Annotated in this window: 27 protein-coding genes and 1 pseudogene; 16 read left to right on the forward strand and 12 right to left on the reverse strand. The window is 76.0% G+C overall.

Annotation, left to right across the window (positions count from 1 at the left end; all coding sequences use genetic code 11):
- The first annotated feature begins 4 nt into the window (after positions 1 to 4).
- Together BLR12_RS04785 and BLR12_RS04790 are read left to right on the forward strand one after the other, a co-directional pair.
- Positions 5 to 517: a PH domain-containing protein gene (locus tag BLR12_RS04785; RefSeq protein WP_176832345.1), complete on the forward strand. Its 513-nt coding sequence runs from the start codon at positions 5 to 7 to the stop codon at positions 515 to 517.
- Between the two features lie 74 nt (positions 518 to 591).
- The gene (locus BLR12_RS04790; protein ID WP_091374427.1) at positions 592 to 2,070 is read left to right on the forward strand and encodes a PH domain-containing protein; all 1,479 of its coding nucleotides are present in this window, start codon (positions 592 to 594) and stop codon (positions 2,068 to 2,070) included.
- An 80-nt stretch (positions 2,071 to 2,150) separates the two neighbouring features.
- Here the strand turns inward: BLR12_RS04790 and BLR12_RS04795 are convergent, their stop codons facing one another.
- Positions 2,151 to 2,843: a response regulator gene (locus tag BLR12_RS04795; RefSeq protein WP_091374056.1), complete on the reverse strand. Its 693-nt coding sequence runs from the start codon at positions 2,841 to 2,843 to the stop codon at positions 2,151 to 2,153.
- A 59-nt stretch (positions 2,844 to 2,902) separates the two neighbouring features.
- On the opposite strand from BLR12_RS04795, the gene BLR12_RS04800 reads away from it, so the two are divergent.
- From BLR12_RS04800 to BLR12_RS04810, 3 genes are all read left to right on the forward strand, one after another.
- Entirely contained in the window at positions 2,903 to 3,640 is a 738-nt protein-coding gene (locus BLR12_RS04800) for a sensor histidine kinase (protein ID WP_091374059.1), read from the forward strand.
- Positions 3,641 to 3,896: 256 nt separating this feature from the next.
- On the forward strand, positions 3,897 to 4,757 hold the full coding sequence (locus BLR12_RS04805) for a manganese catalase (RefSeq protein WP_091374062.1): 861 nt from the start codon (positions 3,897 to 3,899) through the stop codon (positions 4,755 to 4,757).
- A 100-nt stretch (positions 4,758 to 4,857) separates the two neighbouring features.
- On the forward strand, positions 4,858 to 5,079 hold the full coding sequence (locus BLR12_RS04810) for a hypothetical protein (RefSeq protein ID WP_091374063.1): 222 nt from the start codon (positions 4,858 to 4,860) through the stop codon (positions 5,077 to 5,079).
- Positions 5,080 to 5,315: 236 nt separating this feature from the next.
- Here BLR12_RS04810 and BLR12_RS04815 read toward each other — a convergent pair whose 3' ends face one another.
- Both BLR12_RS04815 and BLR12_RS04820 read right to left on the reverse strand, forming a co-directional pair.
- On the reverse strand, positions 5,316 to 6,959 hold the full coding sequence (locus tag BLR12_RS04815; protein WP_091374065.1) for a solute symporter family protein: 1,644 nt from the start codon (positions 6,957 to 6,959) through the stop codon (positions 5,316 to 5,318).
- Positions 6,952 to 7,347 (reverse strand): DUF485 domain-containing protein, encoded by a 396-nt coding sequence (locus BLR12_RS04820; protein WP_091374067.1) that lies wholly within the window; start codon positions 7,345 to 7,347, stop codon positions 6,952 to 6,954. Before BLR12_RS04820 ends, BLR12_RS04815 begins: the two co-directional genes overlap by 8 nt.
- Before the next feature lie 208 nt (positions 7,348 to 7,555).
- Between BLR12_RS04820 and BLR12_RS04825 the strand changes: the two genes are divergently transcribed.
- Positions 7,556 to 8,593, forward strand: a complete 1,038-nt coding sequence (locus BLR12_RS04825; protein ID WP_255363287.1) for a Rieske 2Fe-2S domain-containing protein — start codon at positions 7,556 to 7,558, stop codon at positions 8,591 to 8,593.
- 33 nt (positions 8,594 to 8,626) lie between these two features.
- Here BLR12_RS04825 and BLR12_RS24295 read toward each other — a convergent pair whose 3' ends face one another.
- On the reverse strand, positions 8,627 to 8,767 hold the full coding sequence (locus BLR12_RS24295) for a hypothetical protein (RefSeq protein ID WP_176832281.1): 141 nt from the start codon (positions 8,765 to 8,767) through the stop codon (positions 8,627 to 8,629).
- 84 nt (positions 8,768 to 8,851) lie between these two features.
- Here BLR12_RS24295 and BLR12_RS04830 point away from each other — a divergent pair, with 84 nt between their 5' ends.
- Positions 8,852 to 10,069: an MBL fold metallo-hydrolase gene (locus BLR12_RS04830; RefSeq protein ID WP_255363288.1), complete on the forward strand. Its 1,218-nt coding sequence runs from the start codon at positions 8,852 to 8,854 to the stop codon at positions 10,067 to 10,069.
- A gap of 191 nt (positions 10,070 to 10,260) precedes the next feature.
- On the opposite strand, the gene BLR12_RS04835 is transcribed toward BLR12_RS04830, so the two are convergent.
- Positions 10,261 to 10,899, reverse strand: coding sequence for an HAD family hydrolase (locus BLR12_RS04835; RefSeq protein WP_091374069.1), 639 nt, complete (start codon positions 10,897 to 10,899; stop codon positions 10,261 to 10,263).
- Positions 10,900 to 10,912: 13 nt separating this feature from the next.
- A complete protein-coding gene (locus BLR12_RS04840) occupies positions 10,913 to 11,794 on the reverse strand; it encodes a DNA-formamidopyrimidine glycosylase family protein (protein WP_091374074.1) in 882 nt (293 codons plus the stop codon).
- Positions 11,795 to 11,913: 119 nt separating this feature from the next.
- Between BLR12_RS04840 and BLR12_RS24300 the strand changes: the two genes are divergently transcribed.
- Positions 11,914 to 12,081 (forward strand): hypothetical protein, encoded by a 168-nt coding sequence (locus BLR12_RS24300; protein ID WP_176832346.1) that lies wholly within the window; start codon positions 11,914 to 11,916, stop codon positions 12,079 to 12,081.
- Positions 12,082 to 12,091: 10 nt separating this feature from the next.
- On the opposite strand, the gene BLR12_RS04845 is transcribed toward BLR12_RS24300, so the two are convergent.
- The 5 genes from BLR12_RS04845 to BLR12_RS04860 form a co-directional block, all read right to left on the reverse strand.
- Positions 12,092 to 13,594: an NAD-dependent malic enzyme gene (locus tag BLR12_RS04845; RefSeq protein WP_091374429.1), complete on the reverse strand. Its 1,503-nt coding sequence runs from the start codon at positions 13,592 to 13,594 to the stop codon at positions 12,092 to 12,094.
- A gap of 99 nt (positions 13,595 to 13,693) precedes the next feature.
- Positions 13,694 to 14,134 carry an SRPBCC domain-containing protein gene (locus BLR12_RS04850; protein ID WP_176832347.1) on the reverse strand — a complete coding sequence of 147 codons (441 nt, stop codon included), beginning with the start codon at positions 14,132 to 14,134 and terminating at the stop codon, positions 13,694 to 13,696.
- Positions 14,135 to 14,144: 10 nt separating this feature from the next.
- Positions 14,145 to 14,267, reverse strand: coding sequence for a hypothetical protein (locus BLR12_RS25020; protein WP_255363289.1), 123 nt, complete (start codon positions 14,265 to 14,267; stop codon positions 14,145 to 14,147).
- Complete coding sequence (locus tag BLR12_RS04855; RefSeq protein WP_091374079.1) at positions 14,264 to 14,455, reverse strand: hypothetical protein; 192 nt, start codon at positions 14,453 to 14,455, stop codon at positions 14,264 to 14,266. The genes BLR12_RS25020 and BLR12_RS04855 overlap by 4 nt, the downstream gene beginning before the upstream one ends.
- A 117-nt stretch (positions 14,456 to 14,572) precedes the next feature.
- Entirely contained in the window at positions 14,573 to 15,073 is a 501-nt protein-coding gene (locus BLR12_RS04860) for a DUF309 domain-containing protein (RefSeq protein ID WP_091374091.1), read from the reverse strand.
- A 160-nt stretch (positions 15,074 to 15,233) separates the two neighbouring features.
- Between BLR12_RS04860 and egtA the strand changes: the two genes are divergently transcribed.
- The 8 genes from egtA (at position 15,234) to BLR12_RS25025 (ending at position 22,642) form a co-directional block, all read left to right on the forward strand.
- Positions 15,234 to 16,490, forward strand: coding sequence for an ergothioneine biosynthesis glutamate--cysteine ligase EgtA (gene egtA, locus BLR12_RS04865; protein WP_091374431.1), 1,257 nt, complete (start codon positions 15,234 to 15,236; stop codon positions 16,488 to 16,490).
- Positions 16,487 to 17,794, forward strand: coding sequence for an ergothioneine biosynthesis protein EgtB (gene egtB / locus BLR12_RS04870; protein WP_091374093.1), 1,308 nt, complete (start codon positions 16,487 to 16,489; stop codon positions 17,792 to 17,794). Before egtA ends, egtB begins: the two co-directional genes overlap by 4 nt.
- A complete protein-coding gene (gene egtC, locus BLR12_RS04875) occupies positions 17,794 to 18,483 on the forward strand; it encodes an ergothioneine biosynthesis protein EgtC (RefSeq protein ID WP_091374095.1) in 690 nt (229 codons plus the stop codon). The genes egtB and egtC overlap by 1 nt, the downstream gene beginning before the upstream one ends.
- Positions 18,484 to 18,510: 27 nt before the next feature.
- Positions 18,511 to 19,479, forward strand: a complete 969-nt coding sequence (egtD, locus tag BLR12_RS04880) for an L-histidine N(alpha)-methyltransferase (RefSeq protein ID WP_091374098.1) — start codon at positions 18,511 to 18,513, stop codon at positions 19,477 to 19,479.
- Between the two features lie 179 nt (positions 19,480 to 19,658).
- Positions 19,659 to 20,477: a DUF4397 domain-containing protein gene (locus tag BLR12_RS04885; protein ID WP_091374100.1), complete on the forward strand. Its 819-nt coding sequence runs from the start codon at positions 19,659 to 19,661 to the stop codon at positions 20,475 to 20,477.
- A gap of 2 nt (positions 20,478 to 20,479) precedes the next feature.
- On the forward strand, positions 20,480 to 21,124 hold the full coding sequence (locus tag BLR12_RS04890; protein WP_091374101.1) for a class F sortase: 645 nt from the start codon (positions 20,480 to 20,482) through the stop codon (positions 21,122 to 21,124).
- A gap of 149 nt (positions 21,125 to 21,273) precedes the next feature.
- A complete protein-coding gene (locus tag BLR12_RS04895; protein ID WP_176832348.1) occupies positions 21,274 to 21,873 on the forward strand; it encodes an RNA polymerase sigma factor in 600 nt (199 codons plus the stop codon).
- Positions 21,854 to 22,642 carry an anti-sigma factor gene (locus BLR12_RS25025; RefSeq protein ID WP_091374102.1) on the forward strand — a complete coding sequence of 263 codons (789 nt, stop codon included), beginning with the start codon at positions 21,854 to 21,856 and terminating at the stop codon, positions 22,640 to 22,642. The genes BLR12_RS04895 and BLR12_RS25025 overlap by 20 nt, the downstream gene beginning before the upstream one ends.
- Positions 22,643 to 22,710: 68 nt before the next feature.
- Here the strand turns inward: BLR12_RS25025 and BLR12_RS25030 are convergent.
- Positions 22,711 to 23,997, reverse strand: a pseudogene (locus tag BLR12_RS25030) (putative bifunctional diguanylate cyclase/phosphodiesterase); the annotation flags it as partial.
- Between the last annotated feature and the right edge of the window lie 288 nt (positions 23,998 to 24,285).

Raw genomic sequence — 24,285 nt, forward strand, 5'->3', positions numbered from 1 at the left:
GGCGATGAGCGCCGACGCCGCCGCACCGGTCCGGGACCCGGCCTGGTCGCTGTCCCGCTCGGCGATCGGGCTGTGGACCACGCAGGGCGTGCTCGGCACGCTCTGGTTCGCCCTCGGCACCCTGGCCGTCTTCCTCGTGCCGGACGACGCCGGGGGTCCCGTCCCGGTGCTGCGCTGGGCGGCGCCGGTAGTGACGCTGCTCTACGCCGTCGTGGCGATCGGCATCCGGCCGTGGGTGCGCTACCGGGTGCACCGCTGGGAGGTCACCGGGGAGGCGGTCTACACCCTGACCGGCTGGCTGACCCGCACCTGGACGCTGGTCCCCATCTCGCGCATCCAGACCGTCGACGTCACCCGCGGGGTGCTCCAGCAGCTGTTCGGCCTGGCGACGGTCGCGGTGCTGACGGCCTCCTCGCAGGGGACCGTCCGGGTCCTGCACCTGGAGGCCGACGTGGCGCAGCGGGTGGCCGACGACCTGGCGCGGCGGGCCGAGCTGATCCGCGACGAGGCCACGTGAGCGGAGAGGGGGGTGCGCACCCCAGCGAGGAACACGCAGCGCCCCACCGGAGCGGACCGGCGGGCGACGTGGGCGTGGACGACGCGCTCGTACCGGGCGAGCGGCCGCGCCGGACGTCGCCCCGCGTGGTGCTGGTGCACACCGCCACCTTCCGGCAGGCCCGCCAGCTGGTGCCGGTCCTCATCCCGGTCGCCGCCGTGGTCGGCCTGGACGACGGTCTGCTCACGATCGTCGTGATGGCGGTCGTCATCACGGTGCTGTCGGCGGCCGCGGCCTCGCTGAGCTGGTGGCGGTTCGGTTACGCCGACCGGGCGACCGCGGTGGTGGTGACCCGGGGGCTGCTGGCGCGATCGGTGCGCACCGTGCCGAACGACCGGATCCGCGGCGTGGAGGTCGAGGCCCCACCGCTGCACCGGCTGCTCGGGCTGGTGCGGGTGCGCATCGACGCCGCCGCCGGCGCGGTGGCCACCGACGCGGAGGAGCTGGTCGTCGACGGCGTCCCGCGCGCCGAGGGCGACCGGCTGCGGGCGCGGCTGCTGGCCCGCCGTCCCGCGGGCCCGCCGGCTCCGGGGGACGACGGCCGGCCGGAGCCCGAGCCGGCCGAGGAGGAGATCGCCCGGTTCGACCCCCGCTGGCTGCTCTACGCGCCGCTGGTCGGCAGCTACCTGGTCGTCCCGGTGGCCGCCGTCGGCACGCTCGTCCGGCTGGTGCAGGAGCTGCCCGACGCCGTCGTCCCGGACCTGGCCGGCCCCGAGCCGTCGGCCCGGCTGCTGGTCCTCACGCTGGTCGCCGCGGTACCGCTGCTGGCGCTGGCCGCGGTGGTCGGGGCGGCCGTCGTGAACTGGCGCTACCGGCTGGTGCGGCGGGGCGGGTCGCTGGTCGCCGTCCGCGGGCTGCTCACCCGCCGGCACACCGAGCTGGAGGTCGACCGCGTCCGGGGCGGCACGCTGAGCGAGGGCCTGGGCATGCGCTGGGTGCGCGCCGCGCGGGTCAACGCCCTGGTCACCGGGCTGGGGCAGGCCAACCGGCGCGGCCAGCTGCTCCCGCTCGGCCCGCGGACCGAGGCGCTGCGGCTGCTGGGCCGGCTGGTCGAGGACCCCGGCCCGCTCACCGGCCACCCGCCGGCCGCGCTGCGCCGCCGGCTGTTCCGGGCGCTGGCCGCGGGGCTGGCGGTCACCGCGGGCGGGGTGTGGGCGGCGGCGACCCTCGGCTGGTGGTGGGTGCCGGCCGCCGGGGTCGTCCTCACCGTGCTGGGCGTGCCCATGGGCATCGGCCGGTACCGGGCGCTCGGGCACGGGGCGGGCCCGCGGTCGTTCAGCGTGCGCAGCGGCTGGGTGGTGCGCGAGCAGGTGGTGCTGCAGCGGCGTGCCGTCGTCGGGTGGGAGGTGCGGCAGAGCGTGCTGCAACGGCGGGCGGGACTGGCGACCGTCGTCGCCTGCGTGGGCGCCGGCAGCGGGGGCTACGCCGCGGTGGACATGGCCGCCGCCGACGTCCCCGGCTTCACGACGGCGGCGTCGTCGGGGACGTGGGCGGGGACGCTGACCCCTGGCTGACGGTCCCCGGCCCGCGACTGTCGATCACCCCCGCGGGTAGCAGGGCGGTGATGGGATGCGGACCTGCCCGGGTGCGGAACTCATCCCTGCCTGCCGTGGCCGCCACCCAGGTGCACCCGCCCGGCCAGCGCCGCCGCCTCGACGCGGGTGGCCACGCCGAGGCTCCGCAGCAGCGCCGCCACCAACCGCTTCGCCGTCCGTTCGGACACGTGCAGGGTGGTGGCGATCTCCACGGTGCTCGTGCCGTCGGCCACCAGCCGCCACAGCCGGCGCTCGTCGGCGGTCAGCCGCTCGGCCAGGCCCTGCCCACCGGAGGGCGCGGACTCCTCGAGCAGCCGGCGCAGCAGGGCCTCGGGGATCACCGACCAGCCGTCGAGCACCGCCATCAGGGGGCGCACCAGCGCCTCGGGGTCGGCGGTCTTGGGCAGGAAGCCGGCGGCCCCCGCGCGCAGCGCCTCCAGGACGGCGTCCTCCTCGGCCTGACCGGAGAGCGCCACCACCCGCACCGTCGGGTCGGCCCGGCGGATCGCCGCGATCGCCCGCGTGCCGCCCGGCGGCGGCATGTGCAGGTCCACGACGGCGACGTCGGCGTGGTGCCGGCGCACCATCGCCGCGGCCGCCGAGGCGTCGTCGGTCGTGGCCACGACGCGGACCCGCCCCTCGCTCACCCCCGGCAGCAGCAGGGCCAGACCCCGGCTGAACAGCGGGTGGTCGTCGACGAGCACCACGTCGACCTCAGGACGGCGCCCAGCTCCGGCGTCGGTCAACTCCATCTCTCCCCAGGCGGTCCGCTGCGCCGGCGCTGTTGACCGCACGCAACTCGGAGGTGCCCATGACCCTCGCTCCCAACCACCCGACGTCCGTCGAGTCGGGCCGGGTGCCGGCCGTCCTGCGCCGCCTGCTGCGGCGCCGCAGGCAACCGCCGTCCGCCGTCCCGGAGCAGGCCCCGCCGCCCAGCGAGGCGCTGGTGCGGGCGCTGTGCCACGACATGCGCTCGCCGCTGGCCTCGCTGGAGGCCCTCCTGGGGGCGCTGGACCGGCCCGCCGGGCCGGCCGCCGATCCCGGGGAGGTGCTGGAGCTGGCCCGCGCGCAGACCGCGCACCTGGCCTCCATGCTCCGGACGGCGGCCGCCACCGGCGGGGCCGCGCCGCTGGGCCGCGGCACCCGCCGGCTGGGCGACGTCGTCCGGGCGTCGGTGGCCGCCTCGGGGCTGCCCGCCGCGCAGCTGACCGTGCGCTTCTGCCCGCACGCCGAGGACGTCGCCGTGGCCGACGCCCGCGTGCAGCGGATCCTGACCAACCTGCTGGAGAACGCCCACCGGCACGGGGACGGCGCGGCGGTGCTGCTGTCGGTGCGGTGTCGGCCGGGCTGGGTGGACCTGTCGTTGACCCAGGCCGTCGTCCGCCCGGAGCGGTTGCTCGGGCACCTGCGCACCGACTCCCCGCCGCAGGACCTCACGGGGCTCGGCCTGTGGTCGGTGAGACGGCAGACCGGCGAGCTGGGCGGGCGGATCGTGTGGACCGAGGACGGTGTGGCCCTGACGCTGACCGTGCAGCTCCCCGACCGCTGAGGGAGGACCTCCTCGGGCTCCATCCGCCGTGATCATGGGGTTGTCGCCGCCCGCTCCCGCGGGCCGCCGCGTGTCGCCGGCAACAAGCCCATGATCACCGGCGGTGCGGCCGTAGTGGCCGCGGTGTCGGCCGGTGGGCCGACCGATCACATTGGCACCGGGGGGCCACCGCTCGGCACGGGCGGGCCACCCGGCGCGGGCAGATCCCTGGTGTCACCGCATCGGCGGTGGTCGCGACGACGCCAGGGAGACACGCATGTTCACGCACACCCACGCCCTGCAGTACGAGGCCAAGCCCGACGGCCCCGACGCCACGTTCGCCCGGCGGATGCAGGAGATCCTCGGCGGCCAGTGGGGCGAGATGACGGTCGCCACGCAGTACCTGCTGCAGGGCTGGAACTGCCGGCTGCCCGGCAAGTACAAGGACATGCTCCTGGCCATCGGCACCGAGGAGCTGGCCCACGTCGAGATGATCGTGACGATGATCGACCGGCTGCTCGACCACCAGCCGCTCAAGCCCGACGCCGCCGACCGCACCAACGAGGCCGCCGCCGGCTACGGGCAGACCAACCCGCAGCACGCGATCGTCAACGGCGGGGGCGCGTACTACAAGGACAGCATGGGCGTGCCGTGGAGCGGCGCGTACGTCACCGCCAGCGGCAACCTCATGGCCGACTTCCACTACAACGCGACCGCCGAGATGCAGGGCCGGCTGCAGGTGGCCCGGCTCTACAACATGACCGACGACCCCGGGGTCAAGGACATGCTGCGGTTCCTCATCACCCGCGACCACATGCACCAGATGCAGTGGCTGGCCGCGATCGAGCAGCTCAAGGAGGACGGGCTCGAGGGCATCCCGGTGCCCGAGGCGTTCCCGCTGGAGGAGGAGGTCGGTGACCTCGGCTACACCTTCATCGACGCCTCCGACGGCCCCGAGGCCTCAGCCGGCCGGTGGGCCTCGGGTCCGGCACCGGACGGCCGCGGTGAGTTCCGCGCCCGCCCGATCGAGGCGACCGCCGACGCGCCGATCCTGCCGCCGGGCGACCCGCGGCTGTACGGGACCCCGCAGACCGAGGTGGGTGGCCTGCTGCAGAAGGCCAAGGACCTGCTCAAGTGACGCGCTGATCCGTCCCGTCCTGCGCCGTCGCTGTGCCGGTGGCCGGGTCTCCTGGACCCGGCCACCGGCCGGCGGGCCGCCCCTGCCGGAGGAGAGCACCGTGCACCTGTCCGTCCCCGCCGTCCTGCTGACGGTGGTCTACGCCGCGGCCCTCGCCGTCGCGGTCGCCGCGCCCGGCCATCACCTGGTCGCCGGCCTCGTCGTCCTCACTGGTCTGGTCACCCGCTGGGCCGTCCGCCACCGCCGCACCCACGCCGTCCCGGCCGCCGTGGCGACCGCCGACGCCGTCCTCGCACCCGATCCCGCCCGGGCCGCCGCCTGACCCGGCTCCCCGTCCCCGACGATCAGCCCAGCTCACCGTCGGGCGTCCTGGCTCACCGTCGACCCTGAGCCAGGACGTGGTCCGACCAGCCCAGCTGATCGTCGAGGGACGCTCCCGGAACGCGCGAGGCGCGCGCCCCCACATAGGGACGCGCGCCAACGCAACCGACTGGAACGGCCCGGCTCCCGGGACCCGCCACGAGCGGAGCGAGTGGTGGGGAGGAGTCGGGTCCTTCTTCAGTGCTGGACGGCCTTCTCCGCCCCGATCCCGGTGAGCGCCCGGACCTCCAGCTCGGCCCACTTGGGCTCGTCCGGCTTCTCCTTGGAGAGCACGGTGCCCAGCCAGCCGAGGAAGAACGACAGCGGGATCGACACCAGGCCGGGGTTGTTCAACGGGAACCAGGAGAAGTCGACGTCCTGGATCAGCGACGGGCTGACGCCGGTGACCGGGTTGACCGGCGCACCGGACACCACCGGCGAGAAGATGATCAGCGTGATGCACGCGATCAGACCGCCGTACATCGACCACAGCGCGCCCCGGGTGGTGAACCGGCTCCAGAACAGGGTGTAGAGGATGGTCGGCAGGTTCGCCGAGGCGGCCACCGCGAACGCCAGCGCCACCAGGAAGGCGATGTTCAGCCCGGCCTGCAGCGCCAGGATGCCCAGCCCGATCGAGATGGCACCGATGACGATCGCGGTGATGCGGGCGACCTTCACCTCCCCGTTCGGCGACACCTGACCCTTCTTGATCACCGACGCGTACACGTCGTGCGCGAAGGACGCCGAGGCGGTGATCGTCAGGCCGGCGACCACGGCGAGGATCGTCGCGAACGCGACACCGGCGATGATGCCCAGCAGCACCGTGCCGCCCAGCTCGAAAGCCAGCAGCGGCGCCGCGGCGTTGACCGCACCGGGCGCGGCGAGGATGGTCTCCGGCCCCACCAGCGCGCCGGCGCCGTAGCCGATCACCAGGCTGAACAGGTAGAAGATGCCGATCAACCAGATCGCCCAGACCACCGAGCGGCGGGCGTCCTTCGCCGTCGGCACGGTGTAGAAGCGCATCAGCACGTGCGGCAGGCCCGCCGTCCCGAGGACCAGGGCCAGGGCCAGCGAGATGAAGTCGAGCTGGGAGATGTTGGTCGCCCCGTACTGCGCCCCCGGCGCCAGGACGTCGCGGCCCTCCACGGCGTTGGCCACCGAGTCGCCGAACAGCGCCGAGAGGTTGAAGCCGTACAGCGCGAGCACCCAGAGCGTCATCACCAGCGCGCCGGCGATGAGCAGCGTGGCCTTGATGATCTGCACGTACGTGGTGCCGCGCATGCCGCCGACCAGCACGTAGACGATCATCAGCGCGCCGACCAGGACGACGACCAGCGCCTGGGCGGCCTCACCGGTGACGCCGAGCAGCAGGGTCACCAGGCCGCCGGCGCCGGCCATCTGGGCCAGCAGGTAGAACAGCGAGACCGCCAGGGTCGAGATCGCCGCCGCCGTGCGCACCGGGCCCTGCCGCATCCGGAAGGCCAGCACGTCGGCCATCGTGAACCGGGCGGTGTTGCGCATGAGCTCGGCGACCAGCAGCAGCGCCACCAGCCAGGCGACGAGGAAGCCGATCGAGTAGAGGAACCCGTCGTAGCCGTAGACGGCGATCGCGCCGGCGATGCCCAGGAAGGACGCCGCCGACAGGTAGTCACCGGCGATGGCCAGACCGTTCTGGGTACCGCTGATGTTGCGGCCGGCGGCGTAGTAGTCCGCGGCGCTGGTGTTGTTGCGGCTGGCCCGGAAGGTGATGACCAGCGTGATCAGGACGAAGATGCCGAAGATCGAGATGTTGATCGCCGGGCTGCCGATGGTCGCGCTCTCGGCGGCATGCACGTCAAGCACGCGAGGCACCCCCGGTCACCGAGCCGCCGTCGCCGCGGGTGCCGGTGGCGTACTCGTGGTGCTCGAGCCGCTCGCGCATCTCGTCGGAGATCGGGTCGGTGCGCTTGTCGGCGTGCGCCACGTAGACGTGCGTGATGACGAACGTGGACACGAACTGTCCCAGGCCGAGCAGGATGCCGAGGTTGACGTTGCCGAAGACCGGCGTGGCCATGAAGTCCGGCGCGTACGTCGAGAGCAGGACGTAGAGCAGGTACCAGGCCAGGAAGGCCACGGTCATGGGGAACGCGAAGCGACGGAAGCGCCGCTTCAACTCGACGAACTCCGGTGAGGCCTGCGCCTGGGTGTACTCCTCCGGCGTCAGGAGCCTGCGTTCTTCAGGTGGTGTCACAGTTGCGTTCTCCCTGTCGTGCTCGTCACCTGGGACTGGGTGATCGCGGTCACTCTAGAGACAAGGCGACCGATCGTGTGCCGCAGGATGCGAATTCGTTGTGTACGACCGACGTCGCACCCGCCGGACGGAGCGGCGTCGCCCGAACGTACGGCGGCCGTGACCGGGCGGGAACGCGGCGGCGCTGCCATGGGTCATGACCACGTGCGTGGGGACGTCGACGGGCTGGTTCCCGGTGGCACGCGCCGCCGAGGTGGGGTCGAGGCCGCTGCCGGTGGGCGCCGGTGGGCGCGCCTACGTGCTGGTCCGGTTGCGCCCCGATGGTGAGGTCAGCGCCTTCCCGGCCACCTGCCCGCACCGGCTGGTGCCACTGAGCGCCGGCACGGTCGTCGACGGGCGGCTGACCTGCCCGTACCACGGCTGGCAGTACGACGGCGAGGGTCGGTGCGTCACCATCCCGGCCCTGGGCCCGGACGGGACGCCGCCCCCGCGGGCGGACCTGACCGTGCCGTGGGCGGTCGAGGAGCGGCACGGCTGGGTCTGGCTGGCCCCCGAGCGCACCGCCGTCCCCACGCCGCCGCGGCCGGGGGACGCCACCGTTGCCGAACCGGTGCCCGCCCCACCGCAACCCGCCGGCCCGGTGCTCGGCAACCTGCACCCGCCCTGGAGACGGCGTGGCACCCGGTGGCGCTGTCCGGCGAGCTGCGGCCCGGTGGCTGGCTGCAGGTCCGGCTGCTCGGGCGCACCTGGACGCTGCGCCGCACCGACCGCCTCGAGGTCGACCCGCCGGCGTACGGCGTCCGCGAGCGGCTCGGACGCGCCCACCGACCCCGGCGTGGCCACCGGGGAGCGCCCGGTGCGGCTGCGCCGGCGGGTGACCGCGGTCCACCGGGCGCCGTTCCAGCTGCTGCTGCGCCGGGAGCACCTGGACTCCGGCGCGGTCACGACCGTCCACTTCCTGCTGCAGCCGGAGGACGCGGACTCCACCCGCGTCTACACGCGGCTGCTGCTCTCCGCCGGGCCCGGGCGCCCGCTGCCCGCGCCCCGCGACGTCGGCCGCGAGGTGGCCCTCGCGCAGCGGGTGCTCGACGAGGACCTCGCGCTGACCGCGCACCTGGCCGGGCAGGGGCTGCCGCCGGCCGGCCGGGACGAGCTGCACCTGCGCGCCGACCGCCTGGGCGTGGCGCTGCGCCGGGCGCTGTGCGACTTCACCGGGACCGCGCGCGGGGCCCGCGCCGCCGCCTGACGACGGACCCCTGCCCCGGCCGGGAGGCCGCCTTCAATCCGCCGGGAGCAGCTCTCCGCAGGCGGCGCAGCGCACCGGCGGGTCGACGTCCGCCAGCCGCCCGCAGGCCGGGCACACCCGCCGCAGCCAGCAGGCCGGGTCGCCGCCGTCGTCCTCGCGCACGTCGTCGGTCACGGAGGCCATGGTCGGCGCCGGCCCGGTGCCCGGCAACCACCGCGGGACGGCGGCTCTCCAGGAACGGCTGGGATGCTGGCGGTCGTGCCGTCCTCCACCGCCCGCCGCACCGCGCTCGCCCTCGCCGCCACCCTCGCCGGACCCGCCGTCTGGCTGGCCCGCGCCGCCTGGGGACTGCCGACGGCGCTGGGTGCGAGCCAGCGGGAGGTCCAGGCGTACGCCGCCGGCTCGCCGCACTTCTCCGAGGGCCGCTTCCACAACCGGGTCCGCACGCCGGCGCGCCCCCCGGCCAGCGCCCAGCGCGGACTGCTCCGGCAGGTGCACGAGGAGCGCCACATCGGCCTGCCGGCGCGCCCGGTGCCGCTGCACCGCCCGGAGCTGCCCGCGGAGGCGGCCGAGCTGGCGGTCACCTGGTTCGGCCACTCCAGCGCGCTGCTCGAGGTCGACGGCCGCCGGGTGCTGGTCGACCCGGTGTGGGGCGAACGGGTGTCGCCGTCCCCGCTGATCGGGCCGACCCGCCTGCACCCGGTCCCGCTGCCGCTGGCCGACCTGCCCCACGTCGACGCCGTCCTGGTGTCGCACGACCACTACGACCACCTCGACCTGCCCACGGTGCGGGCGCTGGTCCGCACGCAGACGGCGCCGTTCGTCGTCCCGCTCGGGCTGGGCGCGCACCTGCGCGGCTGGGGCGTGCCGGAGGAGCGGGTCGTCGAGCTGGACTGGGACGGCGCGGTGGACGTCGCCGGCCTGACGCTGACCTGCACCGAGGCGCGGCACTTCTCCGGCCGGTTCCTCACCCGCGACACGACGCTGTGGGCCTCCTGGGTGGTGGCCGGGCCGCGCCACCGGGTCTTCTTCGGCGGCGACACCGGCTACACCCCGGCGTTCGCGCAGATCGGCGCGCTGCTGGGGCCCTTCGACCTCACGCTGCTGCCGGTCGGCGCCTACAACGACGCGTGGGCCGCGATCCACATGACGCCGGAGGAGGCCGTCCGGGCGCACGGCGACCTCGGCGGCGGGCTGATGGTGCCGGTGCACTGGGCGACGTTCAACCTGGCCTTCCACCGCTGGGCCGAGCCGATCCAGCGGCTGTGCGCCGCGGCGGAGCGCTCGGAGGTCCCAGTGGCGGTGCCGCGGCCGGGCGAGCGGGTCGACGCCCTGGCCCCGCCGCCGCTGACCGACTGGTGGTCGGCGGTCGGCTCCGCGGCCGGCGCGCCGGCCGAGGGCGGGGACGGCGGCGCGGGCAGCTCCGTGGCCGCCCGGGCCGCCTCCTGGCTGACCGCCCGCCGCCTCCTCGACTGACAGCGGTTCACGAGTCGGTCGGCGGGGGGCGGTCAGCTGGCTAGATCGCCGATCTCGCTGTCACGAGGGCACGAACCGTCAACCGATCAGCGCACCGCTGTGAGGGCGGGCACTCCCCCATCGGGGAGGTCGTGCTCTGCCCACCACGGTGGGCAGAGCACGACCTTCCCGGGGTGGTGTCCCGGACCGGCTCAGGCCAGCAGCCGGGCGACCTCGAACAGGTCCGCGGCCTCGACCTGCGGGGTCCCGCCCGCGGGGTCCAGCCGGTGGCCGGGACGGCGCAGCCGCACCACCTCGATGCCGGCGGCCAGGGCGCCCCGGACGTCGCGCGCCGAGGTGGGCACGTGCACCAGCCGGCCGCCGGCGCGCTCGCGGGCCCGCAGGTAGATCTCCGGTGCGGGCTTGTAGGCACGCAGCCGCTCGGAGCTGAGGAGGCCGGCGTCGTCCACCAGCGGGGCCACCCGAGTGCGGGCGAAGACCGCGTCGTCCACGTTGGACAGGACGCCCACCCGGGCGCGGGCCGCGAGCGCCGGCAGCCCCTCGGCGACGTCGGGCCACAGCGGCCAGTCGCCGACCGAGTCGAGCAGCTCGACGACGTCCGCGTCCGGGTCGCGGGCCACCCCGAGCTCGGCATAGGCGGCGGCCAGCGCCCGGCGGGAGTGCTCGGCGAAGGGCACCCACGTCGTCAGGTCGCGCTGCGAGGCCTTGTTGGCCGCGTCCCAGACGTCGTAGAGGCGCTCCCCGGGGCCGCCGGTGATGCGGGCCAGGGCGGCCGATCCACCGGTCCAGGAATCGATGAGGGCGCTGAACAGGTCGACGGTGACGAGCACGGGACCAGTCTGGTCAACGCAGCAACTTGGACATCCGCCGGTCGGCGAGCGGCTTGCCGCCGGTCTGGCAGGTCGGGCAGTACTGCAGCGAGGTGTCGGCGAAGCTCACCTCGCGCACGGTGTCACCGCAGACCGGGCACGGCAGGCCGGTGCGGGCGTGGACCTGCAGCCCGGACCGCTTCTCGCCCTTCATCGTCGCCGCCTGCTGCCCGAGCTGGCGCGCCAGCGCCTCGCCGAGGGTCACCCGCACCGCGTCGTACAGGCGCAGCGCCTCGTCGTCGGTGAGCTTGTCGGCCATCTTGAACGGCGAGAGCCGCGCGGCGTGCAGGATCTCGTCGGAGTAGGCGTTGCCGATGCCGGCGAGCAGGGTCTGGTCGGTCAGCGCGCCCTTGAGCTGCCCGCTGCGCCCGGCCAGCAGGGCCACGAACGTCTCCCGGTCGACCTGCATCGCGTCGGGGCCGAGCCGTCCGATGCCCGGCACCTCGGCCGGGGAGCGGACGACGTACACGGCCAGGCCCTTGCGGGTCCCCTGCTCGGTGAGGTCGAAGCCCACCCCGCCGGAGGCGGGTCGAGAGCCATGGCCGTCATCGAGGTGCACACGCAGCGCCAGCGGACCCTTGCCCGGTTTCGGCGGGGCGGGCGGCAGCCCGGTGCGCCAGTGCAGCCAGCCGGCCCGCGCCAGGTGGACGACCAGGTGCAGGCCGGAGACGTCGAGGTCGAGGAACTTGCCGTGCCGGGCGACTCCGGTGAGCTCCAGTCCGCCCAGCGCCGACAGCGGCGGCTCGAACGTCTTGATCGCCTGGACCGCGGCCAGGTCGACGCGGGTCACCACGTGGCCGACGGCGTTCTCGCGCAGGAAGGCGGTCAGCGCCTCCACCTCGGGCAACTCGGGCACCCGGTCAGTGTCCCGCGCCCGAACGGCTCCCGCCGTCCCCGATCAAGTGGTACCGACGAGCCTGGGTACCGACGTGCAGGGGCCGGAGGCCTCCGCGTGGTGCGTGGGGAGGATCGGACATGACCGAGAGCACGCAGGGCCGGGAGCCGGTGGACGAGACCCGGCCGTCGGCGCCGGAGCCGGACACCGACGGCGGCCCGTCGGTGCCGACCGACACCGGGGTCGGCATGGGGCTGGATGCGGCCGACACCTTCGAACCCGAGGAGTCCGACCCCGCCGGCGAGTGACAGCCGGGCCTCAGCCGGTGAGGTCGCCGTCCTCGGCGACCGGGACGGTCGCGCCGGGCTCCTGCCGCGCCTCCTCGGCCACGGCCGCCGCGACGGCCGGCGTGACGGCCGGGTCGAAGACGCTCGGGACGATGTAGTTGGCGTTGAGCTGGTCGTCGGTGACGACGGCGGCGAGGGCCTCGGCCGCGGCCAGCAGCATGCCCGGGCGGATCTCCTTGGCGCGCGCGTCGAGCAGCCCGCGGAAGACGCCGGGGAACGCCAGCACGTTGTTGATCTGGTTGGGCAGGTCCGAGCGGCCCGAGGCGACGACGGCGGCGTACTGGCGCGCCCGCACCGGGTCGACGTCCGGGGTGGGGTTGGCCATCGGGAAGACCACCGCCCGCTCGTTCATCGCGGCCAGCGCCTCGACCGGCAGCACGTTGGCCGCGCTCACGCCGATGAACACGTCCGCGCCGACCAGCGCGTCGGGCAGGTCGCCGCGGCGGCAGCCGGGGTTGGTGCGCCGGGCCAGGTCGAGCTTGGCCGGGGACAGCCGCTCGTCGTCGGGCGAGAGGATGCCCTCCCGGTCCCAGACGAGCACCTCGGTGGCCCCTGCCTCCAGCAGCAGCGACACGATCGCGGTGCCGGCCGCGCCGCCGCCGGCGACGACGATGCGCACCTCCTCGAGCTGCTTCTCCACCACGCGCAGCGCGTTGCGCAGCGCGGCCAGCACGCAGATCGCCGTCCCGTGCTGGTCGTCGTGGAACACCGGGATGTCGAGCTTCTCCCGCAACCGGGCCTCGATCTCGAAGCAGCGGGGCGCGGCGATGTCCTCGAGGTTGATGCCGCCGAAGCCGGGGGCGATCAGCTCGACGGTGCGCACGATCTCGTCGACGTCCTGGGTGTCGAGGGCGATCGGCCAGGCGTCGATGTCGGCGAACCGCTTGAACAGGACGGCCTTGCCCTCCATGACCGGCATCGAGGCGCCCGGGCCGATGTCGCCCAGCCCCAGGACGGCCGAGCCGTCGGTGACGACGGCGACGGTGTTGCCCTTGATGGTGAGCCGGCGGACGTCGTCGGGGTTGTCGGCCAGCGCCAGGCAGACCCGCGCGACACCGGGGGTGTAGGCCATCGACAGGTCGTCGCGGGTCTTCAGCGGGACCCGGGAGGCGACCTCGAGCTTGCCGCCCAGGTGCAGCAGGAAGGTGCGGTCGCTGACCTTGCGCACCTTCACCCCGGGGACGGCGCGCAGCGCGTCGACCATCTCCTCGGAGTGCGCAGCGTCCGCGGCCGAGCAGGTGACGTCGACGGTCAGCCCGTCGGACCGCGAGTCGACGACGTCGATCGCGGTCACCGCTCCACCGGCCGAGCCGACCGCGGTGGCGATCCGGCCGATGGAGGCCGGGTCGCCGTCGGCGGTGAGCCGGACGGTGATCGAGTACGACGCCGAGGTGACCGGCCCGCGGACCGGCGGGGCCGGCTCGCCGAGGGACGTGTCGTCGCGGCTGGGCATGGGTGCGGTGTCGGTGCTCATGGCACCGCCCATGGTCGCACCGCCGCGCCCGGGGCAGTAGTTCCGGTCACAGTGGTCGCCCGTCCGCCGCCCGGTGGCGGTGTGCCGAGCAGCGGCCGCTCAGCGGACGGGGCGGGAGGTGCGCCCCTCGGCGCGGGCCTTGAGCCCCTCGACGAAGTGCCGGAACGAGGGGTTGAGGTCCGGCGTCGAGCGGCCGAGCAGCCCGGCCAGCGGGCCGGTGTGGTCCTCGCGCACGGTGAGCATCGTGCCGCCGTCCTCCTGGGCGTCCAGGGAGTAGGTGCGCTCGATGACCGCCAGCCCGAACGGCAGCCCGCCCCGCCAGCGCATGACCTCGCGCGGCCGGATCTCGGTGACCGTCACCCGGAAGGGGCGGGTGCGGATCATCGTGGCGTAGAGCGTCAGCTGCTCCCCCAGCGCGACCCGGCCCTCCACCCGGTCGACGCCGGAGTCCCAGTCCCGCCAGCTGCCGACGTCGACCAGCAGCTCCCACACCTGCGCCGGGCCCGCGTCGATCCGCGCCGCCGCCTCGAAGCTCCTCACGAGCTCCTCCTCACCCGGCCCGCACGGCCGTCGTCTGCAGGTCGGTGTCGGGTACACGATGCCCGGGCTGCCGCCGCTGGTCGAGCCGTCGCCTCCGGCGCAGCACCCACGACGGCAGTGTGCTCCGGCTCACCCCGGCCGGGAAGGTGCCGGGCGAGCTCCGCGGAGGGTCCGTGACCGGGTGGCGAGCTGCTGGGTCGACAGGGCGCGGGCCAGCTGCGCCGCCGTGACCAGCACGGCCGGCGTCGGACCGGACCGGTCCGTCACGGTCGCCAGCACGAGGACGACGGCCAGCACCGCCGCCTCGCCGGCGACCAGCACCCGCCAGGGCCCGGCCGGGTCGGCGAGCGCCCCGCCGGCCGGCGGTGTCGTAGAAGCGCAGCGCGCTCACCGCCGGGCCGCTCACGCGGGCCAGCTCGCCGATCCGCAGGTCCCCCGTCACGGCGCCGATCGTGGGCCCTCGACCGGGTCGAGGGTCAAGCGCGGCACGAGGGCCGCGGCGTCGCGGTCCCCGGGCGGTGCCGCGGCCAGGCCGCGCGCCCAGGCGACCAGCCCGGCGACGTCGACGCCGTGCGGCGGGGCGCCGGCGTACGGCCCGACGTTGGCCGCGCCGCGCTCCAGCAGGCTCGCCGCGCCCCGGTCGTTGCCGCGCGCGACGTGGGTCAGCCCGACGGCGAGCTGCGCCAGCCCCCGCCACAGCTGCCGCTCGGCCCCCGGCGCGGACTTCCACGCGTCCTCGAGCACCTCGTGGGCGTGGAAGGGACGGCCGGCGTCCAGCAGCCGCTGGGCCTCGGCCAGCGCCGTCTCCGGCGCCCGGACCAGGCCCTCGGGGGCGCGCTCCTCCCCCACGGCCCCGCGCGGCAGCGGCCGGCCCAGCGCGTCGCGCGGGCGGGCGTTGCGCGCCCGCCCCTCGGTGTCCCGGTCCCGGTCGGCATCCACGGACCGATCCTGGCCCGAACACCGGTGGGACGCCGCCGGGTTGTGCGTCTGTCGGTGGTCACGTGCAGGATGGGGCCCGAGGACGGCCGCACGACGGGCCGCCCCCGCACCGACCCGCGGTCGACGTCGACCGGTCCGGACCTGGAGGGGGGTGGGGCTCGTGGCCCCGGTGACCGAGGAGCGCACGGCCGTCCTCGACCTGGATGCCGCCGTGGCGCACGTCGCCGGCGCGGCGCTGCGTGACGGCCCGGTGGGCGCGGTCGGCCTGGAGCTCGAGGCGCACCTGGTCGACCTGGACGCGCCGGCGCACCGGGTCCCCTGGGCGCGCGTCACCGCCGTGGTCGACGGGCTGCCCGTGATGCCCGGCGGCAGCCGCGTCACCCTCGAGCCCGGTGGCCAGGTGGAGCTGTCGGCCCCGCCGTGCCCGGACGCCGCCGCCGCGGTGGCGGCGCTGCGGGCCGACCGCGACGTGCTCGCCGCGGCGCTGGCCGCCGACCGGCTGGCCGTGGCGCCGGTGGGCGCCGACCCGCTGCGCGCCCCGCGCCGGGTCTGCCCGGCCCCCCGCTACGCCGCGATGGAGCAGCACTTCGCCGCCGTCGGCTGCGCCGAGGCCGGGACGGCGATGATGACCGGCACCGCGGCGCTGCAGGTCAACCTGGACGCCGGGCCGCGCGGTCGCTGGAGCGAGCGGGTGTCACTGGCCCACCGGCTCGGGCCGACGCTGGTCGCCGTCGCGGCCTGCTCACCGCTCGCCGGCGGCCGGCCGACCGGCTGGGTCTCGCAGCGGCAGCGGGTGTGGGGCGACCTCGACCAGGCCCGCTGCGGGCCGCTGCTGGGCGGCGCCGACCCGGCCGGCGAGTGGGCCGGGTACGCGCTGACCGCGCCGGTGATGCTGGTGCGTGACGGCGACGGCGGCGGTGCGGTGCCGGTGCGCGAGCGGGTCCGGTTCGCCGACTGGGTCACCGGTGACGCCCCGCTCGGCGGCCGGCGCCCCACGACCGCCGACCTGGACTACCACCTGACCACGCTGTTCCCGCCGGTGCGCCCGCGCGGCTACCTGGAGATCCGCTACCTCGACGCCGCACCCGAGCCGTGGTGGCCGGCGCTGGCCGCGGTGACCGCCACGCTGCTCGACGACCCGGTCGCCGCCGGCTCCGCCGCCGCGGCCACCGAGCCGGTCGCCGGCGCCTGGGACCGCGCCGCCCGGCACGGCCTGGCCGACCCCGCGCTGCACGCCGCCGCCCGCGCCTGCCTCGCCGCCGCCGTCCCCGCCGTCCCCCCGGCCCTGCGGGCGGAGGTGGAGGCGCTCGCCGACCTCGTCGACCGGGGCCGCTGCCCGGGCGACGACCTGCTCGACACCGCCCGTACCGCCGGCGCCACCACCGCCCTCCTCTCAGCCACGGGAGACCTGCGATGACCGACCTGACCGAACAGCTCGCCCGCGACCTGGCGGGCGCCCGCCAGCGCACGCTGCTGCTGACCGACCACGACGAGCCCGAGCTGCTGCGCCAGCACACCCCCCTGCTCAGCCCGCTGGTGTGGGACCTCGCGCACATCGGCCAGCAGGAGGACCTGTGGCTGCTGCGCCGCGGCGACGCCCGCCGCGAAGGGCTGCTGCCGGCCGAGGTCGAGGCGCTCTACGACGCGTTCACCCAGCCGCGCGCGGTGCGCGCCCGGCTGCCGCTGCTGCCCCCGGTGGAGGCGCGCGGCTTCTGCGGCGAGGTGCGCGGCCGGGTGCTCGACCGGCTGGCGCGCCTGGGCCGGGACGACGACGGCGACCCGTTCGACTTCGCGATGGTCGTCAGCCACGAGCAGCAGCACGACGAGACGATGCTGCAGGCGCTCAACCTGCGCACCGGCCCGCCGCTGCTCGGCGCCGGGACGCCGCTGCCGCCCGGGCGACCCGGGGTGGCCGGCACGTCGGTGCTCGTGCCGGGCGGGGAGTTCGTCCTGGGCGTGGACGCCGCCGACGAGCCGTTCTCGCTGGACAACGAGCGGCCCGCGCACGCCGTCGACGTCCCGACCTTCCGGATCGGGCGGGTGCCGGTGACCAACGCCGAGTACGCCGCGTTCGTCGCCGACGGCGGGTACGACGACCGGCGCTGGTGGTCCGGGCGGGGCTGGGCGCACCGGGTCGAGGCGGGGCTCTCGCGGCCGCAGTTCTGGGGCACCGACGGCACCCGCACCCGGTTCGGCGTCGTGGAGACGCTCCCGGCCGACGAGCCGGTCCAGCACGTCACGTACTTCGAGGCCGAGGCGTACGCGGCGTGGGCCGGCGGCACGGGGACCGTGGCGGCCGGCGCGCGGCTGCCCACCGAGGTCGAGTGGGAGAAGGCCGCGGTCTGGGACCCGGCCCTGCGCCGGCGCCGCCGCTTCCCGTGGGGCCCGGCCGAGCCGACGTCCGCGCTGGCCAACCTAGGCGGCGACGCGCTGCGCCCCGCCCCGGTGGGCGCCTACCCGGCGGGGGCCTCGGCCTACGGCGTCGAGCAGCTGATGGGCGACGTGTGGGAGTGGACCTCGTCCGACTTCACCCCGTGGCCCGGCTTCCGGCCGATGCTCTACGCGGACTACTCCGCACCGTTCTTCGGCGGCGACTACAAGGTGCTGCGCGGCGGCTCGTGGGCGGTCGGCGCGTCGATCCTGCGGCCGGGCTTCCGCAACTGGGACCACCCGATCCGCCGGCAGGTCTTCAGCGGCTTCCGGCTGGCCTGGGACGCCTGATGTGCCGCCACCTCGCCTGGCTGGGCCGGCCGCGGACGCTGGCCGAGCTGGTCCTCGACCTGCCGTCCTCGCTGCTGGTGCAGTCCTACGCGCCGCGCCGCCAGCGGTACGGCACGGTCAACGCCGACGGCTGGGGGGTCGGTTTCTTCCCGCCCGGCCGGGCGCAGCCGGCCCGCTGGCGGTCGGCCCGGCCGCTGTGGGGCGACCCGTCGTTCGCCTCGGTGGCGCCCGTGCTGTCGTCGGGCTGCGTGGTGGCCGCCGTCCGCTCGGCCACCGTCGGCATGCCGCTGGAGGAGAGCGCCGCCGCGCCGTTCACCGACGGCCGGTGGCTGCTGTCGCACAACGGCCGGGTGGACCGCGCGGCGCTGCCGCCCGCGCGGAACGCGGAGTCCACCGTCGACAGCGCGCTGCTGGCCGCGCTGGTGTTCGACCGCGGCCTCGACGCCCTGGGGACGACGGTGCGCGAGGTGGCCGCCGCGGACCCCGGCGCGCGGCTCAACCTGCTGGCCGCCGACGGCACCCGGGTGCTGGCCACCACCTGGGGCGACACGCTGTCCGCCCTGGTCACCGCCGAGGGCACCGCCCTGGCCAGCGAGCCGTGGGACGACGACCCGCGCTGGACCGACGTCCCCGACCGGTCCCTGGTCGAGGTCACCCCCGACGGCCTGACCACCACCTCCCTGTCCTGATCCCACCTCTGACGACTCTGGAGCCCCGTGTCGATCTCGCTCACCAACCACCTCGCCCCCGAGGACGCCGCGGACGCGCTGCGCGACGACGCCCGCGCCGGCCTGACCGCGACGCCGAAGACGCTGCCGCCGCGGTGGTTCTACGACGAGCGGGGCAGCGAGCTGTTCGACGAGATCACCCGGCTGCCCGAGTACTACCCGACCCGCGCCGAGCGGGCCGTGCTGGCCGCCCACGCCGGTGACGTCGCCGCCGCCTCGGGTGCCGACGTCCTGGTCGAGCTGGGCAGCGGGACGTCGGAGAAGACCCGCCTGCTGCTGGACGCGCTGCGCGACGCCGGCACGCTGCGCCGGTTCGTGCCCTGCGACGTCGACCCGACCGTGCTGCAGGCGGCCGGGGCGGCGATCACCGCCGAGTACCCGGGCGTGGCGGTGGACGCCGTCGTCGGCGACTTCACCCGGCACCTGGGCGAGCTCCCCCGGTCCGGACGGCGGCTGGTGGTCTTCCTCGGCTCGACGATCGGCAACCTGGAGCCCGACGACCGGGCGGCGTTCCTGCGCGAGCTGGCCGCCACCCTGCGGCCCGGCGACTCCTTCCTGCTGGGCACCGACCTGGTCAAGGACCCGGCCCGGCTGGTGCGCGCCTACGACGACGCCGCCGGGGTGACCGCGGAGTTCAACCGCAACGTGCTGCGGGTGCTCGACCGGGAGCTCGGCGCGGACTTCGACCCCGACGCGTTCGAGCACGTCGCGGTCTGGGACGCCGAGCGGGAGTGGATCGAGATGCGGCTGCGCTCCACGGCCGACCAGGTGGTGCGGGTGCCCGCCCTCGACCTCGACGTCCGGTTCGCCGCCGGCGAGGAGATGCGGACCGAGGTGTCGGCCAAGTTCCGCCGCGAGCGGGTCGAGGCCGAGCTGGCCGCCGCGGGCCTGCGGACGACCTGCTGGTGGACCGACCCCGACGGCGACTTCGGCGTCTCGCTCTCGGTCCCGGCCTAGGAGCCCCGCGGGCCCGGTCACCCCTGCGGACGCTCGTGCTCTGCCCACCACCGTGGGCAGAGCACGAGCGCTGGAGGGGGAGGACCGCTGGTCCGGCGCGAGGCGCTGCATCCGGGACGGCGGGGTCCGCGGAAGGAGGGGTGTTCAGGCACCTCACCAACGACGGAAGGCCCGCCCCGATGACCCGCTCCCGCACCGCCTTCGCCCTCGCCGCCGGCGCCACCGGCACCCTCGTCGTCCTCAGCGCCTCCCCGGCGCTGGCGGACGGCCACACCGCGACCGTCTCGGTGCTGCACGCCGTCCCGGACACCCCGGTCGACGTGTACGCCAACGGTGAGCGGCTGATCGACGACTTCCAGCCGGGCACCCTCACCGACCCGCTGGAGCTGCCAGGTGGCAGCTACGACCTGGCCGTCTTCCCGGCCGACGCCGCCGACGGCTCGGGCACCCCGCTGCTGTCCGCCGACGGCGTGGACGTGCCCGCGGGGGCCAACGCCACGGTCGTCGCACACCTCACCGAGGCGGGCGAGCCGGCGCTCACGCCGTTCGTCAACGACACCTCCGCCGTCCCCGCCGGCCAGGCCCGGGTGACCGTCCGGCACACCGCCGCCGCACCGGCCGTCGACGTCCGCGCCGGCGGGCAGGTGGTCGTGCCGGGCCTGACCAACCCCAACGAGGAGTCGCTCACCGTGCCCGCCGGCACCGTGAGCGCCGACGTCGTGCTGGCCGGCACCGACACCGTCGCGATCGGCCCGGCCGACCTGACCCTGGCCGAGGGGACGACGACCGTCGTCTACGCGTGGGGGTCGGAGGCCGCCGGCTACGAGCTCGCCGTCCAGGCGATCTCCGGGTCGCACTCCACGCCGTCCGGCGTCCCCGGCGGCTCGGCCGGCCTCGTGGACGACGGCGGCCTGCCGCTGCCGGTGGCTGCCCTGTCGGTGGCCGGTCTGGTCGCCGCGGGTCTCGCCGCCCGTCGGCTCGCCGGCACCAGGGCCTGAGCGTGCGTCCCGCCGTCGCCGTCGCGGTCCTGGGTGTGGCTGTCGCGGTCGGCGTGCCGGCCGGCTGGCAGCTGACCCGGGAGCCGGCGGCGGCGGGCGCGCCGCTCGGGCAGGTGCTCGCCGAGCCCGCCCCGTCGCCCCCGCCCGCCGCCGCACCCACGGTCACGACCCGGGACGCCGCGCCCACCGTCGTCCCCCGGCGGCCGGAGCCGGTGCGGCTGGCCGTGCCCGCGCTGGGCGTCGAGGCGCCCGTCGAGCCCGTCGGCGTGCGGGACGACGGTCAGATGGCCATCCCGGACGACGTCGACCGGGTCGGCTGGTACCGGTTCGGGCCGGTACCGGGGGACGACGGCTCCGCGGTGCTCGCCGGCCACGTCGACGACCGCGACCAGGGCCTGGGCGAGCTCGCGCCGCTGCGCGCCGCCGAGGCGGGCGCGGAGGTCGTGGTCACGGACGCCGCAGGCACCGCGACCCGCTGGCGCGTGGTGTCCCGCGAGCAGATCGACAAGCAGGCCCTGCCACTGGACCGGCTCTTCGCCCGCGAGGGGCCGCCCCGCCTGGTGCTGGTCACCTGCGGCGGGGAGTTCCTCCCCGAGTACGGCGGCTACGAGTCCAACGTCGTCGTCGTCGCCGAGCCACTGCCGTGATCAAGGACCTCGCTGCACCCCTTGAAGGACCCCCCTGCCCCCCACCACTCGCAAGCTCGCGGCGGGGCCCGGCAGGAGGGCCGATCGAGGCTCACGGCGGGGCCCTGCACCGAGGCCGACGCCGTGGTGACCGGGTTAGGGTCGGCTCCGTGAGCTCCGACGTCGTACCGCTGCGGGACACCGATCCCGAGCCGGACGACGCCGAGGTCGGCCGCCGGTTCGCCGCCGGTGACGAGCAGGCGCTGGCCTGGGCCTACGAGCGCTACGCCGGGCAGGTCCACGGCATGGCGGTGCGCGCCTTCGGGCCCGGGCCCGACGCCGAGGACGTCACCCAGCAGGTCTTCGTCTCCGCCTGGACCGGCCGGGCCGGGTACCGCCCCGAGCAGGGGCCGCTGCCGGCCTGGCTGGTCGGCGTCTGCCGGCACAAGATCGCCGACACCTGGGCCCGCCGGGACCGCCAGCGCCGGGCCGCCGAGGCCGCGATCACCGAGGCCCGCTCGGCGCCGGCGTCCACCGGCCCGCAGGTCGACAGCGCGGTCGCCGACCGCGTGCTGCTGCTCGGCGAGCTGGAGCAGCTCGGCCAGCCGCAACGGGGGATCATCGAGCTGGCCTTCTTCGAGGACCTGACGCACACCCAGATCGCCGACCGGACCGGGCTGCCGCTCGGCACGGTGAAATCCCACATCCGGCGGACGCTCGAACGCCTGAGGACACGCTTGGAGGTGGACGGTGCGGCACTGCACGCCTGAGCAGCTGGCGCTGGCGGCGCTGCACGAGCCGCTGCCCGCGTCCGACTCCGCGCACCTCGACGCCTGCCCGGAGTGCCGCGAGGAGCTGGCCGGGCTGCGCCGCGGGGTCGACGCGCTCGCCGTCCCCGAGCTGGCCGCGCCGCGGGCCGCCGTCCCGCCGCCGCCGCAGGTCTGGGCGGCGATCGCGGCCGCCACCGGGGTCACCACCGCGCCGCGGCCCGAGGTGGTCGCCGCCTCGGCCGCTCCCGCCGCCGGCTCCCCACCGCCGGCCGCCGCGCCGCCGCCGCCATCACCGGCTGCCGCACCGGCGCCCGTCGTGCCGCTGCGCACCCGCCGCTCGCGGCTGCTGCTCGCCGCCGCGGCGTCCCTGGTCGTGGGCGTGGGCATCGGCGCCGGCGCGGTCGCCCTGGGCACCGGGGACGACGACGGGGGCCTGGCGGTGGCCGCGGCCGCGCTGGACCCGCTCGCCGGCAGCGGCGCCACCGGGGAGGCCCGCGTCCTGGAGCGGGGCGACGGCAGCCTCGTGCTGGAGGTGGACCTCAGCGCCGCCGACCCCGGGTCCGGCTTCTACGAGGTCTGGCTGCTCGACGAGGAGGTCGAGAGCCTCGTGTCCCTCGGTGTCGTGCGGGGCGGGGGCGAGGTCGCGCTGACGCTGCCCGACGGGCTGGACCTCGGCGAGTACCCGGTCGTCGACGTCTCCGTCGAGCCGCTGGACGGCGACCCCGGGCACTCCGGGGTGTCGGTCGCCCGCGGCACGCTGGAGAGCTGAGCCCCGCGTTCGGCGGCCGAGGTCGCCAGCCAGTCCAGCACCGCCGCGGCCTCCATGGGTCGGGCCACCAGGTATCCCTGGGCCTCGTCGCAGCCGAGTTCGAGCAGCCGCTGCCGCACCCCGGCGGTCTCCACGCCCTCGGCCACGACGGTGAGCCCGAGGTCGTGCCCCAGCTGGACCACCGAGCGGGTGACCGCCTGGTCCCGCTCGTCGTCCAGCAGGTGGGTGACGAAGCCGCGGTCGATCTTGAGGCTCCGCACCGGCAGGGACCTGAGGTAGGACAGCGAGGTGTAGCCGGCACCGAAGTCGTCGATCGAGACACCGATCCCGATCGCCTGCAGCCGGCGGAGCGTCTCCGCGGCCCGCTCCGGGTCGACCATCACCGCGGTCTCGGTGATCTCCAGCTCCAGCGCGTGCCCGGGGAGCCCGCCTTCGGCGAGCATGGTGGTGACCCGGGAGGCCAGGTCGGCCTCCAGCAGGGTGGCCGGGGCGACGTTCACCGCCACGTCGACCTCCCAGCCCTGCGCCCGCCAGACGGCGCACTGGCCGATGGCCTCCCGCAGCACCCAGTCGGTCAGCGGGCGCATCAGGGCGGTGCGCGCCGCGAGCGGGAGGAAGGCGGCGGGGGCCAGCAGCCCGCGCTCCGGGTGCGCCCACCGCACCAGCGCCTCGAAACCGACCGTGCGCCCGGCCCGCAGCGCCACCTTGGGCTGGAAGTGCAGCCGCAGCTGACCGGTGTCGATGGCGGTGCGGAGCTGGGAGAGCAGGTCCAGCTGGCCCTCGTCGTGCGGGTCGTCCGCGGGGTCGTAGAGCCGGACGCCGCCGCCGTCCCGCTTGGCCTGGTACATCGCGACGTCGGCGCGGCGCAGCAGGGCGGCGAGGTCGGTGCCGTGGTCGGGGGCGACGGCGACGCCGATGCTGCCGCCCACCTCGAGGGTGACCCGGTCGACGGCGAACGGGCGGGTGAGCGCCGCCGCGACGGAGCCGGCCACCTGCACTGCTGCGGTCACCGACGGCAGGTCCCGCAGGAGGAGGGCGAACTCGTCGCCGCCCAGCCGGGTGACGACGTCGGCCGACCGGACCGCACCGCGCAGGGCGCCCGCCACCTGGACGAGCAGCTGGTCACCGACCGCGTGGCCGAGGGTGTCGTTGACGTCCTTGAAGCCGTCGAGGTCGATGAGCAGCAGCGCGGTGACGGGATCCCCCGGGGTCGACCGGGCACGGCGTGCCGTCTCCAGCGTCCGGGCCTCCTGCGCCAGCATCGCCCGGTTGCCGAGCCCGGTGAGCGGGTCGTGCAGCGCGTCGTGCTCGCGACGCAGGATCCGCCTGCGGGCGGTGACGGCGAGCACGGCCATCAGCACGAGCAGCGCCGCGGAGCCGGCGTAGAGCCGGTGTGACGCGGCCTGCACCTCGGCGGTCACACCGTCCTCGGGCAGCAGCACCTCGGTGACCAGCCCGCTGGACCCGCGGTCCCGTGTCGTCGGCTCGGTGAGGACCGTCGCGGTGGGGACGGCGCGCCCGTCGTCGATCTCGAACTCAACCTGCGGGCGGCCGTCGAGCACCTCCCCGAGGTGGGCGAGCTCCTCGTCGGTCAACGGGTCGGCGTCGGCGACGTCGGAGTAGAGGAGCCGGCCGTCCGGTGT

Source organism: Geodermatophilus sp. DSM 45219, from assembly GCF_900104025.1.
GTDB lineage: Bacteria > Actinomycetota > Actinomycetes > Mycobacteriales > Geodermatophilaceae > Geodermatophilus.